20 protein-coding genes and 2 pseudogenes are annotated in these 17,135 nt (G+C 37.4%); 3 read left to right on the top strand and 19 right to left on the bottom strand.

The window, feature by feature from the left end:
* Nucleotides 1-351 precede the first annotated feature (351 nt).
* From G3255_RS08720 to G3255_RS08710, 3 genes are all read right to left on the bottom strand, one after another.
* Nucleotides 352-846 carry a hypothetical protein gene (locus tag G3255_RS08720; RefSeq protein ID WP_211654116.1) on the bottom strand — a complete coding sequence of 165 codons (495 nt, stop codon included), beginning with the start codon at nt 844-846 and terminating at the stop codon, nt 352-354.
* Between the two features lie 307 nt (nt 847-1,153).
* On the bottom strand, nt 1,154-1,663 hold the full coding sequence (locus G3255_RS08715; RefSeq protein ID WP_211654115.1) for a DUF5694 domain-containing protein: 510 nt from the start codon (nt 1,661-1,663) through the stop codon (nt 1,154-1,156).
* Nucleotides 1,660-1,926, bottom strand: coding sequence for a hypothetical protein (locus tag G3255_RS08710; RefSeq protein WP_211654114.1), 267 nt, complete (start codon nt 1,924-1,926; stop codon nt 1,660-1,662). Before G3255_RS08710 ends, G3255_RS08715 begins: the two co-directional genes overlap by 4 nt.
* A 187-nt stretch (nt 1,927-2,113) precedes the next feature.
* Between G3255_RS08710 and G3255_RS20385 the strand changes: the two are divergent.
* Nucleotides 2,114-2,239: pseudogene (locus G3255_RS20385) on the top strand (hypothetical protein); the annotation flags it as partial.
* A 39-nt stretch (nt 2,240-2,278) separates the two neighbouring features.
* On the opposite strand, the gene G3255_RS08705 reads toward G3255_RS20385, so the two are convergent.
* On the bottom strand, nt 2,279-2,764 hold the full coding sequence (locus tag G3255_RS08705) for a GNAT family N-acetyltransferase (RefSeq protein ID WP_211654113.1): 486 nt from the start codon (nt 2,762-2,764) through the stop codon (nt 2,279-2,281).
* A 143-nt stretch (nt 2,765-2,907) separates the two neighbouring features.
* On the bottom strand, nt 2,908-3,183 hold the full coding sequence (locus G3255_RS08700) for a CD3324 family protein (protein ID WP_211654112.1): 276 nt from the start codon (nt 3,181-3,183) through the stop codon (nt 2,908-2,910).
* A gap of 1,280 nt (nt 3,184-4,463) precedes the next feature.
* On the opposite strand from G3255_RS08700, the gene G3255_RS08695 reads away from it, so the two are divergent.
* The gene (locus G3255_RS08695) at nt 4,464-4,988 is read left to right on the top strand and encodes a P-loop nucleotide/nucleoside kinase family protein (protein ID WP_211654111.1); all 525 of its coding nucleotides are present in this window, start codon (nt 4,464-4,466) and stop codon (nt 4,986-4,988) included.
* Between the two features lie 157 nt (nt 4,989-5,145).
* Here G3255_RS08695 and G3255_RS08690 read toward each other — a convergent pair whose 3' ends face one another.
* The 3 genes from G3255_RS08690 to G3255_RS08680 form a co-directional block, all read right to left on the bottom strand.
* The gene (locus tag G3255_RS08690; RefSeq protein WP_211654110.1) at nt 5,146-5,742 is read right to left on the bottom strand and encodes a YcxB family protein; all 597 of its coding nucleotides are present in this window, start codon (nt 5,740-5,742) and stop codon (nt 5,146-5,148) included.
* Nucleotides 5,743-5,844: 102 nt separating this feature from the next.
* On the bottom strand, nt 5,845-6,645 hold the full coding sequence (locus G3255_RS08685; protein ID WP_211654109.1) for a hypothetical protein: 801 nt from the start codon (nt 6,643-6,645) through the stop codon (nt 5,845-5,847).
* Nucleotides 6,635-7,183, bottom strand: a complete 549-nt coding sequence (locus G3255_RS08680) for a sigma-70 family RNA polymerase sigma factor (protein ID WP_249222092.1) — start codon at nt 7,181-7,183, stop codon at nt 6,635-6,637. Before G3255_RS08680 ends, G3255_RS08685 begins: the two co-directional genes overlap by 11 nt.
* Nucleotides 7,184-7,397: 214 nt before the next feature.
* Here G3255_RS08680 and G3255_RS20230 point away from each other — a divergent pair, with 214 nt between their 5' ends.
* Nucleotides 7,398-7,529 (top strand): hypothetical protein, encoded by a 132-nt coding sequence (locus G3255_RS20230; protein WP_283092916.1) that lies wholly within the window; start codon nt 7,398-7,400, stop codon nt 7,527-7,529.
* Between the two features lie 214 nt (nt 7,530-7,743).
* Here G3255_RS20230 and G3255_RS08675 read toward each other — a convergent pair whose 3' ends face one another.
* The 11 genes and pseudogenes from G3255_RS08675 to G3255_RS08625 all read right to left on the bottom strand — a co-directional run bounded on the left by G3255_RS08675 (nt 7,744) and on the right by G3255_RS08625 (nt 17,134).
* Complete coding sequence (locus G3255_RS08675) at nt 7,744-8,136, bottom strand: hypothetical protein (RefSeq protein WP_211654108.1); 393 nt, start codon at nt 8,134-8,136, stop codon at nt 7,744-7,746.
* Between the two features lie 400 nt (nt 8,137-8,536).
* Nucleotides 8,537-9,109 (bottom strand): YcxB family protein, encoded by a 573-nt coding sequence (locus G3255_RS08670; protein WP_211654107.1) that lies wholly within the window; start codon nt 9,107-9,109, stop codon nt 8,537-8,539.
* A 31-nt stretch (nt 9,110-9,140) separates the two neighbouring features.
* Nucleotides 9,141-9,707, bottom strand: coding sequence for a YcxB family protein (locus G3255_RS08665; protein ID WP_211654106.1), 567 nt, complete (start codon nt 9,705-9,707; stop codon nt 9,141-9,143).
* Between the two features lie 97 nt (nt 9,708-9,804).
* A complete protein-coding gene (locus G3255_RS08660) occupies nt 9,805-10,479 on the bottom strand; it encodes a hypothetical protein (protein WP_211654105.1) in 675 nt (224 codons plus the stop codon).
* Nucleotides 10,466-10,915: pseudogene (locus tag G3255_RS08655) on the bottom strand (RNA polymerase sigma factor); the annotation flags it as partial. The pseudogene G3255_RS08655 and the gene G3255_RS08660, both read right to left, overlap by 14 nt.
* Nucleotides 10,916-10,976: 61 nt before the next feature.
* On the bottom strand, nt 10,977-12,158 hold the full coding sequence (locus tag G3255_RS08650) for an IS256 family transposase (protein ID WP_211652904.1): 1,182 nt from the start codon (nt 12,156-12,158) through the stop codon (nt 10,977-10,979).
* Nucleotides 12,159-12,517: 359 nt separating this feature from the next.
* A complete protein-coding gene (locus G3255_RS08645; protein ID WP_211654104.1) occupies nt 12,518-13,696 on the bottom strand; it encodes a hypothetical protein in 1,179 nt (392 codons plus the stop codon).
* On the bottom strand, nt 13,693-14,322 hold the full coding sequence (locus tag G3255_RS08640) for an ATP-binding cassette domain-containing protein (RefSeq protein WP_211654103.1): 630 nt from the start codon (nt 14,320-14,322) through the stop codon (nt 13,693-13,695). The genes G3255_RS08645 and G3255_RS08640 overlap by 4 nt, the downstream gene beginning before the upstream one ends.
* 802 nt (nt 14,323-15,124) lie before the next feature.
* Nucleotides 15,125-15,670 (bottom strand): LPXTG cell wall anchor domain-containing protein, encoded by a 546-nt coding sequence (locus G3255_RS08635; protein ID WP_211654102.1) that lies wholly within the window; start codon nt 15,668-15,670, stop codon nt 15,125-15,127.
* Between the two features lie 525 nt (nt 15,671-16,195).
* Entirely contained in the window at nt 16,196-16,615 is a 420-nt protein-coding gene (locus G3255_RS08630) for a hypothetical protein (protein WP_211654101.1), read from the bottom strand.
* Nucleotides 16,616-16,765: 150 nt separating this feature from the next.
* Nucleotides 16,766-17,134 carry a hypothetical protein gene (locus tag G3255_RS08625; protein ID WP_211654100.1) on the bottom strand — a complete coding sequence of 123 codons (369 nt, stop codon included), beginning with the start codon at nt 17,132-17,134 and terminating at the stop codon, nt 16,766-16,768.
* Nucleotide 17,135 lies beyond the last annotated feature (1 nt).

The following is a 17,135-nucleotide window of genomic DNA, read 5'->3' as shown; positions in this document are numbered from 1 at the left end:
ACTGGTTCTTTTACAAAAATTCAATTGGCTAGATTTTTTCTATATTTCAAATATACTAAGCCGGTCTAGAGATAGCTAGTTAATTTTGGAAATAGAAACCATTCGGAAAGGTACGCTTTAAAATAAGAAAGGAGGCGAAATGCATTATGGTCACATCTTTACTCCTTTCTTATTAGAACAGTTTTTGTTAGTCCTTCATATCTAAATTAATCTTAAAACAACAAAACGCGGATGCATTAATCCAGAAAAGAATAAAAGGAATTTTTTAAGAATCAGATATTAGGTTTGAAAGTATTATTCTTTCTGATAAATTCACTTTTCCTTTAATTGTCTAAACGTGAAATCATATTTTCACTTAAAGTCTTTGTTTTCGTACGCCTCTTTTATAGCATTTTCATAAATATCATCTTCTAGATTTTTAGCGCCGTCTTGGAATACAGTTTTTCTAGCCGAATTAAATAGGCTACTTGGAATATGAGAGAATATATTCTCGAAATTTTCTCTTTCATCTAACTGCCTTAGTGATGTAACAATAACCCGGTATGTATTTGGGCATTGCTTTTTAATCTTTGTAGAGTATGATAAAAACTCTTGTAGATATTCAGCAAAATTATGACAATTTCGTTCTTGAATACTTGTGCAAAATGGAAATCTACTTTCGTTTTCCCACTCCATAAGAAGACCCGAAAAAGCAAGAAGCGAACCTGCTCTAGACCTAGAATCAATATCATTAAAATGCTTGTAATATGTATATAACAATTTACCGCACCAATCTAAGTCCAACATGTCGCCCATTCTATTAATTTCAGCATGTAGGAACTCCAATTTTTCCTGAATCAAACTCATTGCCCCGCTCCTGTTCCGATACCATCTTAACTCACTAGTTTTGCTGCTTAAAAACTTTCTAGATGTTTTAGTAAACTTCTATCGAAGCTATAATAGCGATACTCCACGTAATCAATATAAAAGACGATGTGAGCCAAATTGTATTAACTTTTGTTTCCTCGTCTCTTTTTACCTTTGTTATCCTTTTAGCCTTCTACCTTAAGTAAAGTGAATGAAACTTAACTGCCCTTAAGTTACATTCAGATCACCACTTTTCTCCATCTTGCTCCTTCCTATCTATAGGAAAACATCAAAACTTATCAACTGTTTAATTTAGAAGATAATGATGAGTCATTTCCACATTCACAAGACCACTTTCTTCCAAGAAATGAATCAATAAATGAAGATGTCCTGCACCATACAGGACGAAGATCCGTTCGTTTGATGAAGCAGCCAATTTAATGATGTTCTTATATATGAGCATGTTTCGATAGTACCAGTATTGGGCTGTCCACATGGCCCCCACCGGATTCACTTCATCGCCAAGCAACACTATTTTCATGTAGCTTTCTTGATTTCGTTGAACCATCTCCCGTTGATTGAGCCAGAGCAGGTATTCCTTTAATGTGTGAGTTTCCAAGAACCTTTCCGACTCCTCCGTCATAATTCTTAGATCATTTATCACTTCATTAAAAAGAGAAGAGCTGTTTTCCTCTGCCCAAGTGCCGATATCGGGGATGCTTTCAATAGTTTCATTCCAATCAATCGCAGCCACTTCTGTGAGTTCAGCTGTTTTGGCTAAGCGGAACCCAATCTGTTGATGTTCAGATTGAGTCAACTAAAGTCGCCGTATAAGTAGGCATGGTAGTTGCGGTTGAGTCTATCCACATCCTTTGTGAGAACTTCCAAAGCGACCTTCGTTGGCTTGAATTTTTTTAGCGCTACTATCAGTTCCTTTATTTCTAATTGCCTTTTTTCCGCAAGCACATCATCGGTATCCACCACAAACAGATCTCCATTATCAGTATTTGCTAAATGACTTGTGCCAAGAATCATCACTGTCGGTTTTTCACTAATTGTGAATTCCTCCTTCAGAACCATATCTTGATTTCCAACACTAATATACCAAATAAAACCAATTTATCCAGTTCCTAAAGAGTTCTCCCAGTTACTCAGCTTTTTTGTTTAAATTGTCTTCATTACCGAAGTAACTTTGTAATTTTAAAGCGTTCGTAAAAGTACTTAGATAAACGAAAACGGAGGAGCATTGGTATAGTAGAAAGAATTAAAACAGCGGATCGAACATTACATAACCTACTACAGCAACGAACGCATCAAACAAAAACAGGCTGGCATAAGTCCGGCGCTATCTCGGAGTTATGCCAGCCAATTAACTGCATACATAAAACGTTAACTTTAAGGAGTTACTAACCGTTACATGAGGTCAAAAACATCAATCCATTTGTTTACCCATTATTAAAAATCTATACTTTTCCCCTCTTATTACATTTTCAACTTCTTCTTTTATAAGAAAACCTAATTTTTCATACACACGGATTGCCCGTTTATTAAATTCGACAACCATCAGCTCTAAGTAGTTGTAATGAAAACGCTCTCTTCCTTGCTCTACAATTACTTTAAAGAATTCCGTACCATAACCTTCACCTGTCAATGATGGTTTCATTTGAACACTTACTGCTAAAACTTCTTCTTCATCTTCTTCATCTTCTTCATTTACATAGAAAAACTCACAGTTACCAACAATCTCATCAAGTTCATTAATTACTGTAAATGCATAATCAGAACTAGTCGCTTTTTCGATAGCCTCAATCTTTTCTTTTTGAATATCATTATCATAAAATGAATATATACCTTCATACTTCCAGCCTAAAAATTCCTTTGTATCTTCTTCTATTCTCGACCTTAAATAAAAATCCAATCTTACTTCCCCCTATTTGAACTGATTTGTATACTTTAACTTTAATCCAATATTCTTTTAATACCTACCTAAAAATCAATTATCAATCATACATGAGCAAAAAAAAGAGAAGGATATCAAATTCAAATTTGATATCCTTCTTCTTAATACATATTTTTTTCCTTGCTAACAATTCTTTGAATGCTTTTAACAGATAAGAAATAAGCTGCTGATAAATCTGCATAAGTGTACCCTTTTTGGTACTCTTCATAGATTTCTTTGTCTCTTTTTATTAATCTACTTTTCGTGCCGTTTTTTTCTCCCCACGATTTTTCTTCGCCTTCAATTCTTGGAATATAGAGATACTCTCCATCCGCGTATTTCTGTATCAATTTTAGAACTTCCTTAGGTAATATACTCTTCGCATTAATGTATCTCATGTCTTTGCCCCTTCTGGATTTTAATATAAGATATAAGCAAAGACTCCTATTTAAAATAATTTGGGAACTAATACTTTTCAATCAAATAGCAGTCTCTGCTATTCGATTGAAAAATTTTTAAAGATGGATATTTACCCATTACCTAACCTCCCATTATTTTATTCTCCACTTATTATAAACTAAAAAATGGGATCCAATAGGTTATATATATTCTAATATTCTAAAAATAATTCACCTTGTCTCTTCATAATTATTGATGTTTTCGGCATCGCAACTATACATAAGACCTTCTTATGGACAGATAGGCACTCCACAAGCGTTCGCTATGCACTCAATAGAATTTAGCTCAATTTAATATTCATTTCATAACATGTTTTTCAGGAAATTCAGCTATTGGCTTTTATCCTATCGCATATGCTTCAATATGCAGATCTGCTTTCACTCCTCTGATAACCTTTCGTCCTTATCTACTCAGCATTTCTTTATTAAAAGTAGTGCGTTTTCTAACATTAAAACATATTATTATTACAAATAAATTCGTTACGAAAACGAGGAATGTAAAAAATATCCCAGCCAAAGTTAAAGTTTCAGTATCCCATTTTACATTTGCATTAAAACTATAATAGATCCAGCCCGTAAAGCTGCCAACGTAAAAAATAAAGTTAACTAAACTAGTAAGAAATATTGCGGCTAGTAAAGACTTACATTTTAACCAAAAAAATTGTGTAAGTTTGTATTGATAGATAAACGGAATAACAAACAACAATAATGCATAAATTAATACATCCACTTTCTCAACTCCATTTCAAATAGAAAATAATAGCTGTCCTATAAGCAACTAAAGTTAGACAAAGGGGACTACCAATATTTGAAAATATCTTTGTGATTGCTTCTTAAGTCATGTCTGGCAGAACTATAATATGCATCATACATCATCATCAGGAGATTTTCATTCTTCCACTAGGTAATTCTTTAATATGAGTCTCTATAATATTAGGTATAAATAGAATACTCCCATAAATTTTTTTCCTATTTTGTTTCTAATACATATACTCTGAAATAGACAGATAAAAAGGAGAAGGGTTTATTCTTCTGCTTTAATCAAAGGATATAGATTCTTCTCCTATTTCAATTATTGGCTTATTCTTTTCAAATCTTAATTGAATTGATGAAAACAAGGAACCTCCTTTTCCCCCTATCTCTAAGTGGTATATTAGGGGGACATCACTTTATTTAAATTCAGAATAACTTATCCAAGTAACTGGAAATGAGGTCTGTACATGTTTTTTGTTCAAATGTCCGGTTTCCCCGGTTCGGGAAAGTCGACACTTTCACGTGAAATTGCTAAGCATCTTAAAGCAGTTATTGTTGACCATGATATCGTTAAGTCGTCTCTGATGGAGTCTCTTTTGGAAGTTCCAATTGATCCTAAACTTGCTGGAAAAGCATCTTATAATATCGATTGGTCACTCGTAGAATTTTATCTATCCCAAGGACATAATGTCATTTTAGATAGCCCTTGTCTCTATGATGAACTCATCGAAAAAGGAATTGCCTTAAGCGAAAAATACCCGATTAAGTATAAATACGTAGAATGTTATCTGGATGACATGGAAGAAATCAATCGTAGATTAAGAGAACGCCAGAGAATGATCAGCCAAATTAAAGAAGTGTCTTCCTTAGAAGCCTTCCATTATACAATTGCAAACAGCAAGAAACCCTTACTGAGGAAAATCTTGACCGTAGATACAAGCAAGCCTATAGAAACTTATTTACAAGAAGTTATCAACTACATAAAGACTTAGCTTCTATATTTACATAGCTGAAAAACCGTTCGAAAAAGAAACTTAAGTATCAAAAAAAGACCAATCACAGTGATTAGTCTCTGCATGATTCATCCGATATAAGTTATGGCATCGATAATAGCCTTACAACCTTCAATCAGATCCTGATCGGCCTCATCTATAAAGCATTGGCTGTTTTCTTCGAGTTTGTGTTAAGCAAATGACCGATATGTTGGGTGAGCAAATCTCTCAGTTCTTTATGACTTTCTTCACTAAGTGATTCTGTTTGCTTTGGCAGGACTACAGCATCCGTATCTGTGTGATAGAGGAAAAATCGGCGCTCGTCTTCTCCTACCTTTTGAAATGCACTCCAGTTCAATTGAGTCTTTCCTTCAAGTTGGCTGTTGTGAACATGCTGTTCGATGCCTTCAGGAGTCAGTTTGGTGATGCACTCCTTCGGCCACCCGTTGTTTTTTAATCGATTAAAAGCTATTTTAAATCGCCATATCTGTATTTTAAAATATAAGTCTCGGACGAATGGCAGGAGAATCAAAGCCAAAAGGATGCCTCCTCCTATAGAGACTGGAACAATTAAATCAGGAGAGACATTTCCCGGCAAAATATTCAGCAAGAAGGAGCTAAAAACAAAATAGGAAAACAACATCAAGACAACAAAAGCTAGCTTGCCTCTATTAATATGATACTCACTAGTACGAAAATAATTTTTCTGGAGCGCGAATAAATCATCGACTGTTAACTGATAGTTTAAAATCAAAAGATGCACCTCATTATAGTGTTTAAAAGTAAATGTTCCAATTGTCTGTACCTGGAATACCAACATATTTCTACGACATATCTCTACATATTTTTTCTTCTATTACTTGTCTTCCTCTGTGATTAAGGAAGTCATTTTTTGTAGCCTGGTATACCCCTCTTCTATTAATTCCTGCCTTGCATCCATATCTTCTGTTTTTTGAGCTGACGCAAGAACTTCGATCGTTTCTGAAGTCCACTTTTTCAACGGTTCAAACTCCGTCGCTTCTTTTACTTGTTCGAGCCTAGAAATGGGCTGCTGAAATTGATTGGGATCATTCGTTATGGTCATGCTTTCCAAGTCAGGAATTCCTGAAGCATCGTTTAACCACCCCATTATGACGCCTACTTTCTGTCCTTCAGAGGGTTCATTTACTTCTCCGTTATTCCACACTCGAGAAACCATAGCCTTGGTGTCTCGGTCAAATGTATATCCATTCTCGTAACTAATCCCATTTATTGTATCACTTTCAGGTAATCTACCTTCCTGAGGAAGATCATAGTCCTCAAAATACGTTTTAATCTCTCTATATGGGGACTCTAGAGTTTCTTCTTCCTTTTGACTATCATCACCTGCGGTTACTTCTGGTTTACTGGCTTCGGGTAACGGTTGCTCCACTGTACTTTCTGTCGTATGCAGAACCTTATCTTCAATTTGTGCTTTTAATAGATAGCCTCCAATTAGCAAAAGGATGGCTAGAAAAGCGACGCTCAGACTCCGAGGAATCCACTCAGCTTTCTCTTTTCGTTGAGGTGGCTCATTAATCTTTTTTAAAATATCTTGTTTTTGTTTCCCAGTGAATTGTTGATCTTTGAAGACACTTCTATCCATCGCCTCGCGATACTCAGTCAATCTATCCTTCATATACATCACCTCTTTTGATAGTCTCTCCCAGTAGCTTCCGGCCTCTTCGCAAACGAGTTTTCAAGGTGTTCTGATTAATTTTTAACAGAGCTTCCATCTCGGGTATCGACAAATCTTCGTAGTAATGAAGATGAATGGTTTCACGATATTTGATTGGAAGAGACAATACGGAATTTGCCAGTTCTTCATCTCCTTCTCTTTGAAGTGACGCCAGGTCTGGTGCAGGTTCCTTTGTCTGCATGTACTGAAACAACTGATTATTCAGGACAACCCGTTTGGCCCAAGAACTTTTCAGGACATCTTTACAGCGGTTAATGGTAATTCTATAAATCCACGCTTTATAGGAGTTAATTTCTTCATATATATCGTATTGCTGATAACAGGTCAGAAATACATCTTGGACAACTTCCTGTGACCTTCCCCAATCTTTCAAATAACTATAAGCGAGCTTTGTTAGGCGATCGCCATATTGATCCATTAGATTTTCTAACCAGGCTTCTTTTTGAATTTTTAAAGGCAAATTGTTTTCGTCGGTCAAAGCGTTGCCTCCCTTCTATCTATTGATAAAATTTTAATTAAAGGTGAAATGAGCTGCCCCTAAGACGAGTCTCACTGCTCTATGGTTTCAAAATCGGAACTTTATATCCCGTATCTCTATAATCTGGAAATAGCATATGCGAAATAATTTGAATACTAGGGGTCAAAACGGAAGTGACAACCGTCTAATTACTATAGAAAGGAGTTGAGTCTTGATGCCTTGGCCGGATAACGCTAATAAAAATGGCGAACCTTATGATTATGAAACAGTAATCGCCCAATTGATGGAGGATTATGGACTAGAATTAAAGCGAATTGCTTACGAGAGGGTAAAATATCTTGTGTAAATGGGGTAGAAAGGGAAGACTTTTCTAATATTTAGTTTACATATCGTGCAGTCATCGGAAGCTGCAAAAACAAAAAGGGGTAGAAGATGCTAATCGAGCCGCATCTTCTATCCCTTTTTTTGAAAATGTACCTTTATGGAAGGATTCCATTACAAAAAAACATTTTTATTCTAATCAAATAGTAGTTTGTTTTCTATTCAAGGTCTTTTATCTTTCAATTAATCGAGTTGTGAATTTCATGTAATTTGTCTTCGAATTCTTTATAGTGTATTTGTTTTTCTTCATCCGTAAGTCTTCCAAAATCACCGCTAATGATGCCAGCTACTTCTTGAAGTTCCAAAAACTCTGTTTCCATTCCTAAAGTTTTCATTTCATTACCGTCAATCGAGTTGAGTGCAATAAAAGTAGTTTCTTTTTCAATATTCTCTTCATCAAGTGTACTACCATTCCATCTATTCCAAGCAGTTGCTATATATTCTTTTGCATTTCCTTCAGTAGTCGCTTTTTCTGTAGAAATATTTTCTTCCGGTACTAGACTAACCCAAGCGATCAACAGTACCAAGACAGAGAAAACAGCAATAGGAATACCGATCATGATTTTCTTCATCAAACCCCTCCTACGTATACCCACTATTGTAGCACAAGACATTCCATTTTTTATCCAAATAATCTGCTTTCACAAATTTGCATGTTAAGAGATTTTTAGTCATGTCGTAAGAAGAAAAGAAGAACTTACATTAAATTCAACTCAATGAGAATCTGATATAAGTTCTTCAAAGACGGAAGATGCTGAGGAATAGAAAGAGAGAGGACCGAGTAAAATAAGTAAATGAAACCCTAAATTGATGACATGCTCCTAGAAAGACATAAGAATTTAAAGAGCTTTCGTTAATTCAAAAAAATAACCTATCAGCTTTTACGCGTTTGTCTCTTCTCAAAAGAGCCATTGCTTTTAAATAGGCTGCAAGTTCTCAATACCGAGAGCTTACAGCTTATTAAGTATTCATTCAGGTGATATTTGGGAAATGTTGCTTTAGCGACTCACGAAGTTTCTCCTGTTGCTCAGTGGTAATAGTTTGGTTTTTTTTCGGAATGATGAGCGCTTCTCTTTTTTGAATATAGAGGAAGTACAAATCTCCATAATCTATTACTTTTTGAATGGATTCCCACGAAATATCAATGTCTTCTTTGATACCATTGTGAACAGATTTCACATTCAGTCCTTCAGATTTCAAGATGATTGCGATCGGTCTTGGCCATCTTCTGTCCTTCGTTTTTTTAAAGATTTGCTTATATTGCCATAGAATCACTGGTACATAGATTTTCTTTAGAAATGGAGCTGAAATCAAAGCGATTAATACAGCCGTTATAAATATTGGCGTGTATGGAATAGGCTGATTTTCAAATTGAAACAGTATAGGTATTAGTATGATGATAATTGAAGCAACTACTATGAAAACAAGTAGAGTGATAAGAACGTGGAAGACCCCACCCCTTATCTTGTGACGAGTGGAATATCTTGTCTCGTACTCTTGAAAAGTTAACACATCGTCGTATGTCAATTGATATTGAATCTGCATCGTTCCACTCCTTTATTATTCTCATCGCTTTTTAGATACGCAAATGGCCGAGTTTGTGACTGAGTAATTTTTCAATGTTTGCTTTCTCTTCATTACTCGCCTTGTAGTTGCTCTTCGGCACAATCATTACATTTAGTTCGTCATAGTATAAGTACAAATGGCGATGGTCTTCACTTACTTTTTGGATCTTTCCCCACTGAATTTCAGTATTTGTTTTCAATCCATTCTGCAGTGTCTGTACTCTCAAGTATTCTTGATCCAAAGTCACCGTAACATCCTTTGGCCAGATTGTATGTTTTTCCTTACGTAGCAACAATTTATACTGCCAGTTGGTCAATAGTCCATAACCCTTTTTGCTAAGCGGGGCAAGTAAGACAGCTAGTAAAATTCCAGCGCTGATACGAAGCCCCCACGTCAAACTAGAAGATAAATCAGTAGGCAATATATGTTCAGCCAGACTGAGTCCAACCCAGAAAATAAGCAACTCAAGGATGCAGAACGTAACCAGAGCCCTTTTTCTGTGATAATTCAAATGCTTAATAGAATCTCGTTGAAGAGCTAAAAAGTCAGAGTAAGTTAGTTGATAATGCAACTTCAATGAATACAATTCCTTTCTCTTAAAGAACTATGCACAAGAACATCGATCGTAGGAGTATAAAGCAGTATTTATGGATGATTCTTTCTTTTACCATATTTTATTGTATCACGTCATTGAGATCAGCTAATTGTTCTTCAAATTCTTGAAAGGCTACTCGTAGTTCTTCATCAGTTAGTTCGCTATAGTGCATGCTAATATCAAGCGCAATTCGTTGGAGCTCGTCAGCTATCGCTGTTGCCTCAAACTCTTGGAACTCATTTTCATAATAATTGAGGTAACTGATTGTAGTAAAGGCAATCGAAATTTTTCGGTCTATTTCTGGATCTCCGCTATCATTGCCGTGATGCCAATGTTCCGTCATAACAGTTAAGTACTCTGCTACACTAGCAAACTCGGAAACTTCCATTTGGTACATACCACTCTTGGGATTTGCTGCATCCTCTTTGGTCCATTCTTGCTCTTGGGGCAATATACTCTCGGGCTTTTGAAGAGCTGTTGTAGTGGCAGTTGAGATCGTTTCTTCTTCACCGGCGATGGCAGGAGAGTCGGTAGAGACAGCTGAGCGATCCCCCATATAGATAAGTCCAAACACCATCATCAGCCCAACAGCTGAAACGAGGACTGTCCAATAAATAGGATTAAAAGAAACCTTTTTGTTTCTATGTTCATGAATACGTCGCTGAATTTTGATTCGTTCAGCCGATGAGAAATGAACTTCTTTTTCTAAATCTCGATTGATTTTGCTTCGTATTTCGCGATCAAATTTGTCCATGATCAATCATCCTTTCTAATTGCGTTTGAAGCGTGCGTTTTCCTCGCAATAGTCGAGATTTAACTGTATTAATGCTAATGGATAATACGTCACTGATTTCCTGCATGGTCATCTCTTGATAATAATAAAGAATTAAAACTTCTTTGTACTTAGGTGATAGAAGGTGAATGCTGGAAATGATTTCAGAGGAAGTCTCTTCTTCAAGATAACGCTCTTCAGCTGAAGCATCTTTTCTTTCGGAGATAAGGAACGGTCGATAAATTAGTTTTTTCACTCGCCATAACTTGTGGTAGTCTTTGCATTTATTGATAGTAATTCGAATTAGCCAAGTTTTGACATTAGATTCAAATCGGAAATTTTCCAACTGGTGATAGCATTTAATGAATACTTCTTGGATGATATCTTCACATTCATTTAAATCGTTTATGTATAGGTAAGCAAGAGACCGTCAATAATTATGTGTAAATAAGTAAATCCTTTTCTTGTATGTATATCGATTAGGTTTGCTTGAACATCTCAGTCAGCTCTGCACGAGCTTGATCGAATCCGATATGGCAACGGGTGGAGAAGTTCTGGTTATAGATTTCGAACTGGGAAACCAGGAAGCGATCCAAGGAATCTTCGTTCGGAAATTGCTCCTTGCGCTTGCTGTATTTCTTTACGTTCTTGTTGAACGATTCGATCAGGTTCGTTGAATAGATGCTTCGCCAAATGGATTTTGGGAAGCTGTAGAAAGTGAAAATATAGGGATTCGCTTCCAACGATTTCGCCACTTTGGGATAGGCCGTTTTCCATTTGTCGACAAAGGCTTTCAACGCTTTTTCACCCAGTTCTTGGTTCTCTGCCCGGTAGACCGATTTGAAATCATCCAGAATCTCCTTGCGATCGGTAACGCGAACTTTGTGGCGGATCCCACGCGACAAGTGGACGCAGCACGCCTGATATTGAGCATCGGGAAAGACCGCGAAGATGCGATCAGTGATGCCTTTTAAGCCGTCGGAGATAAACAAAAGCACCTCTTCGACACCGCGCTCTTTCAAGTCCAACAGGACTTCTTCCCAAACAAATGCGGATTCCGTAGGTGCCACTGTATAGGCCAAGACTTCTTTTGAGCCGTCCTCTCGGATGCCAATCGTAATATAGACGGCTTCCTTCGAGACCGTGTCGCGCTTGAGGGCAATGTAAGTTGCATCCAGATAGACACACGCGTAACGCTGTTCTAACGGACGAGATTTAAACGCCTCGACCTGTTCGCTCATGACTTTCGTCATATTGGAAATGGTTTGTGGCGTGTAATGATGGCCGTACATTTTCTCGATCAGGTCCGAAATCTCGGACATGGTCACGCCTTTTTGAAACATGTGAATAACGAAGGCTTCCAGCGTATCGTTTGAGCGCTTGTACGGAGCGACCGTCTGTTGGTTGAATTCGCCGTTCCGGTCCCGTGGCATCGAAAGCTCTAAATCCCCATACTCCGTATGGAGTGTCCGCGTGTAGACACCATTGCGTGAGTTGCCGGAATTAAACCCGATGCGGTCGTATTTTTCGTAATCCAGGAACGCTGTTAGTTCCGTTTGAAGAAGTGTATTCACCGCCGTCTCCAAATGTTTGCGAAAAACTTCGGAGATGTCTTCTTTTTTTACTAGAGCTTGCATAATATCTGTTGTAAACTGAGTCATAGGGAAGGCCTCTTTTCTGTGAATTGGTTGTGGTGACTTAATTCTACAAGAAAAGGTCTTCCTTTTTCTATTTATTCATTTACACAAGATATTTTACGCTCTCCTTTAAAGATTATCTGTATTCAGATTAGCATTAATTATCATACTGCATAGATAGAATATTCGCCTTTTCTTTCTAAATATAGAAGTGTTCGTAAAAGTACTCTTTCGCAAATAAAAAGGAGAAAAGGTATGCTGAATACAGACTCTTTTCTCCTTGCATTATGATTAGCTTCTGGTGATTCGTCATATGTAAACTGGATTCTGTTATTGAACTTCCAAGTTTCAACTTAGGATATCCAGCAGGAGCCTTTGTCAGTTTATGTTTTTGCTGCATACATTGGTTTCTTCTCATGCCGGAAAGCAAGAACCACATTTATTAGGACTAGCATGAAAGAAAACACACCCAGTGAAACGATTCCCATTTCAAACGTAGCCCGGGAATTAGGAACATCCTGCATGATAAACCGTGTCACCACATCCCCACTTGCCAAATACGTAAAGGGATTCAAATGGGCAATGGAATGAAAGGCCTCAATGGATTTAAAGACCATCGGTGAACCAATAACGACGACCAGTGTGATCAATAAGCTGACTAGATGGTTCTGGACGAAAAAGCTGATCAGCGAGACGAGGAGAACCAGGCTTAGTATGCCCAATAACTGGAGAATCAGCATCTTCACCAAAACGATCCAGATGGGCGACGTCTCTGGCAATCCCGTCGAATAGAGCAAGACTGGGTAGAGCACATGGCCCGAGCCTTTCACGAGGCTTGCCATGGCTAAACTGATGGCAAGCGTGGACAAGTAAACAGTACCGGCTAACAGACTGCTGAACCAAATCCGTTTGGCTGTAAGGCGCACAAAGCTCATCGGCAACAACGCATTGATGTTCATTCCTTTTTTATATGAGTTCAAAAAAATCTCTGTCAACAGAACAGCTAATATCAGCATAAATAACACTGGGAACAGTGAATCCATTACCCGAAAGACGTAGTTGAACCCGAACGTCTCGTACCCCGCAGTATCTGGCTCTTGTTCAAGCGCCTGTAACTGTTCGTACATTTCGATATCACCTTTTAATACGGCTACATGTTCAGCAGGAAACAGCGATCCCTCCGCTTGCTCATTGGCTTCCAGTTGCCGGTTCAAGAGATTGATCGAATAACTCAACGCCTCGTCCCACTTTTCTTCCTCTGCTAATTGGAGAGCTTTTGCTGACCACATCGACTGCTCGATTACATCATCATAGCCTGCTTCGAATGATGCGACTTCATCAGCTGAGTACTCCACACCATCATTCTGCAAGCCCACGTAGTACTCTTCCAACTCCTTCGTTTGCTCATGATAATCAGTTAGACTCCCTTTATAGCTAAAAAAATTGCCTGAGGTTTGGTTAATCACATACAGACCGACAATGGATACCAACAGCAAAACCAACGGAACAGAAGTGGCCCGATTTTTTACGGTCTTTTTGAAGAGGAATCGATAATAATTCACTCCTTGTCCTCCCCCTTTCTTATCGTGGACAGAATTAAGGAGCCATCTTCCATTTCGTAAATGTAGTCGCAGACCGCATACAAACTATCATTCTGGTGAGAAGAAAATAAAATGCAAGCCCCGTCTTGTTTAGCCTCTAGCAAATACGTTTGAAATTTCTTCAGGCTATTGGTGTCCAAGCCAATGGTTGGCTCATCAAGCAGCCAATAGCTTGCCCCACTCACGTCATACATGGCGAGCAACACCTTTTGTTTCATGCCAAGCGAATATTTTTTGATGGGTGTCTTGATGTACGACTTCATTTCCCAAAAAGAGACGATTTCGTCAATCGGACGGGCAGACTGGTTCCAAGAAGCCTGTGTAAACCGCAAATAATCCCATCCGGATAAATTAGGGTCAAACCATTCCACCGTCTCAAAGTAGAACAACTGTTTTTTCACTTCCAGTGCAGATAATATGTGATCGTTCTCATGAATAGATATCGAACCTAGAGGCTCGCTTCTCAGTCCACTGATGGTTCGGAGCAATGTGGTTTTACCACTACCGTTCCGGGCGGATAAGCCATAGATTGTTCCTTTCTTCAATTGCATGATGGCTCCGTATAATAATGTTTCTTTTGTTTTCAACTGCAAATCACTCACTATTAGCATAAATTCACCTAGCCTCTTATGTTTCAACTAATTGCTATGTTTTTCCATTAATAATAGCATAATGGAAATTAGACCGAATAGATATTACCCAAAAACATCTTTTGAAATTAGAAGGAAGAAATTTCATTGTACGAGAAAGATTTAAAACCTGACCCAGCTCAGTAGTTTATTAGAGATTTACTATAATGAGTAAGCTGTTACATTGTGGTAAGAAACTCAGCAGCAAAATTAAGCAATGCCATCTAGCCAATGCTTTCTTTCTTGATCAACTTTATAAAAAGAGGACGCTATTTGTTATTTTAAGTTCTCCCGTATTCTGGTTATTGTACAATCAATTTCTTGCTTTAAAAACAAAAGCATGTGCTAGAAAAAGGGAAGAAACACACCTAAGGTTTCCTCTCTTCCGGTCAACTATGATATATCAATTAAATCAAGGAAACGAATGTAACTTAATTGAAAATAAGAAAATAGGTCTGTTTAAACTTTTTAAGTTATAGCTGAATTTTTTATTTAATTTCTATAAGAAAACCTCGCTATATTCTTTTTGTAGGAAATTTTTTGATTTGTTGTTTATATTCAGATCATCAATACTTCCCAATGCGCATAGACGGAATCGTTATTTTTTTCTAAAATGAAACGCTCAATACAGCTACAGTAAAACAAGTTAAAGATTATTCATTACATAAAAAAACCAGCTGCAATGAATGCAACTGGTTTTTTACTCATGCCGAAGAATTTTCATTCTTCTTTTAGTAGGTTTCAAGTATCAATCAACAAATTACATAGTAGATGATTTACGGCGGCGTACGGCCAACAAAGCTCCACCTAGGACGACTAGGGAAATAGACATTACCATCATCATCGGCGTATTGGTTGCTGTATTCGGAAGTACTCCGCCCTCTTCGCTATTTTCATCAACAGTTTCCTCAGCAGCTGCTTCTGCTGGCTGAATAGTTCTGACAAATTCTTCGCTGAAGACAAGGCCATCTTGAATAAAGAACGTAATCGTATCGCCTGCCTTTAATTCAACCTCACTGAAGTCAAAGATAGCTGAATTGTTTTCGTATTCAGGAACAAAATTGTTCTCAGTAGAGTCTTCTCCCAAATAGGCACCCACTGAAATTTCCTGGTGATCGGGATGAGTCTTCACTTCAAATAAATCAGTATCCTCATACAATACAGGGATTTCTGTTTTCTCAATGATTTCTGATACTTCAATTCCGTTAGAGACTAAACCCTCCTCATTCTCATTTGCCAAAGCTGGGGCCACGAAACCGAATCCTGCAAAAACCACTACGCTAAAAAGAGACAATGTCTTTTTCATTATGTATATCGCTCCTATCATTTTTTGATTCCACTACTTAAGTGGTTCTTTAATTTCCGAGCAAATCTTCCTAATACTAAAAATTACTTACTATCCTCCCTTTTGAAATTAATCCATATACTTCCTATTTCTTAGCTTCCCTGATTTCTAACTAGTAAACAAGTCATTGCTCAATATATTCGTCTTCCACAAAATAAAGGAAAACCTGCTCCTGTGATAAGTTTCGATATTCAAAATAATTCCGATTGTTTCACTTTCTTAACTTCATAGTTTTCCTAGGTCAAAGCGTTCGTAAAAGTACACCTTTGCGAACGTCTTTTAAAGTGCTAAAAACCAAGTACACCAACGTTCGTAAACGTCTCAAAACACTTTACGAACGTTCGTGAAATTAAAGCCACCTTTACGAACTTTTTAAAGCTAATTATCTGAGAAAAAGTTTTTGCATGATACGTATCAACTGTTTTCTATCTTCACTTGGTTGATTGGTTTGCCCGTAACAATCAGTAGATTTTTTAAGACTACCTTTTAAAATCGCCGTCTTCTTCTTGCAACTTGAACATCAGAGCTCGTGATTGACTGAATTTTAGTGAACTTGATCTCCCGAACGTTATCTCCTCCTTGCATAATTTGTTCTCGCTCTAGTTTTTTAGCGACAGTTATTTCGTCCTCATTGAAAGAACTGAAATTGTAATCCGAAAACAACTCGCCATTTTTTAGTTCGACATTGACTGATTGTCCGCTGTCCAAGGTTTTTAGAATCGAAAACCTTTCAGTCAGTTTTTGTTTTTTTATTTGAATCGATTTTTTATCGAAATAACCTGATGCCCATAATGCGAGAATCATGACAACTGCGAACCACCAGCCAATTTGGCCAAAAATAAAATCGCTGAATAAAATTGTCGAACCTACGAGTGAAATCTTTAAAAACAAATAAAAGTATTCCATTGGCCATCGCTCCGTTTCACTGTCTGCAGTTCCTTAGAATACTGAGACTCTCTATATGTTTAACATGCAATTGTGTTTTACTTCCCTTGCTGCCTGCCAAACCTGTAACGCCTTGCCCTTCGTAAGAGCCATCCGCTCCTCAGATGAGTATCAAGTAAACTTCAGGATCTCGATTTCCACTTCGAAAGTCCATTCACTTATTCCGCAATCGGCTGAATATTCTACCAATCCGGTATTTTCTTCTGCATCGATCCGGATAATATCTCCATCTTCAAGAAACACTCTATAACTCAATTCATCTGTAAGGATGCCTCGCACTTTGCCAATCTCCGGATGGATAATATTCACTATTTTAGCGTATATTTCCTTATCCTCAGCGCTTGCTTCACCATTCGCAAATTCTGCACCGTCATTAGACAGGTAATAATAATCAATATCTCCTGCCACAATCGCTTGATCTAATCCATACCAAAGCGGACTCCATGTAATATGCATTTTCCCTAATCTTTCCTTTCTCATC

The organism is Planococcus sp. MSAK28401 (assembly GCF_018283455.1).
GTDB lineage: Bacteria > Bacillota > Bacilli > Bacillales_A > Planococcaceae > Planococcus > Planococcus alpniumensis.
The sequence above is the reverse complement of the archived record's forward strand: the minus strand, read 5'-3'. Positions and strand labels throughout refer to the sequence as shown.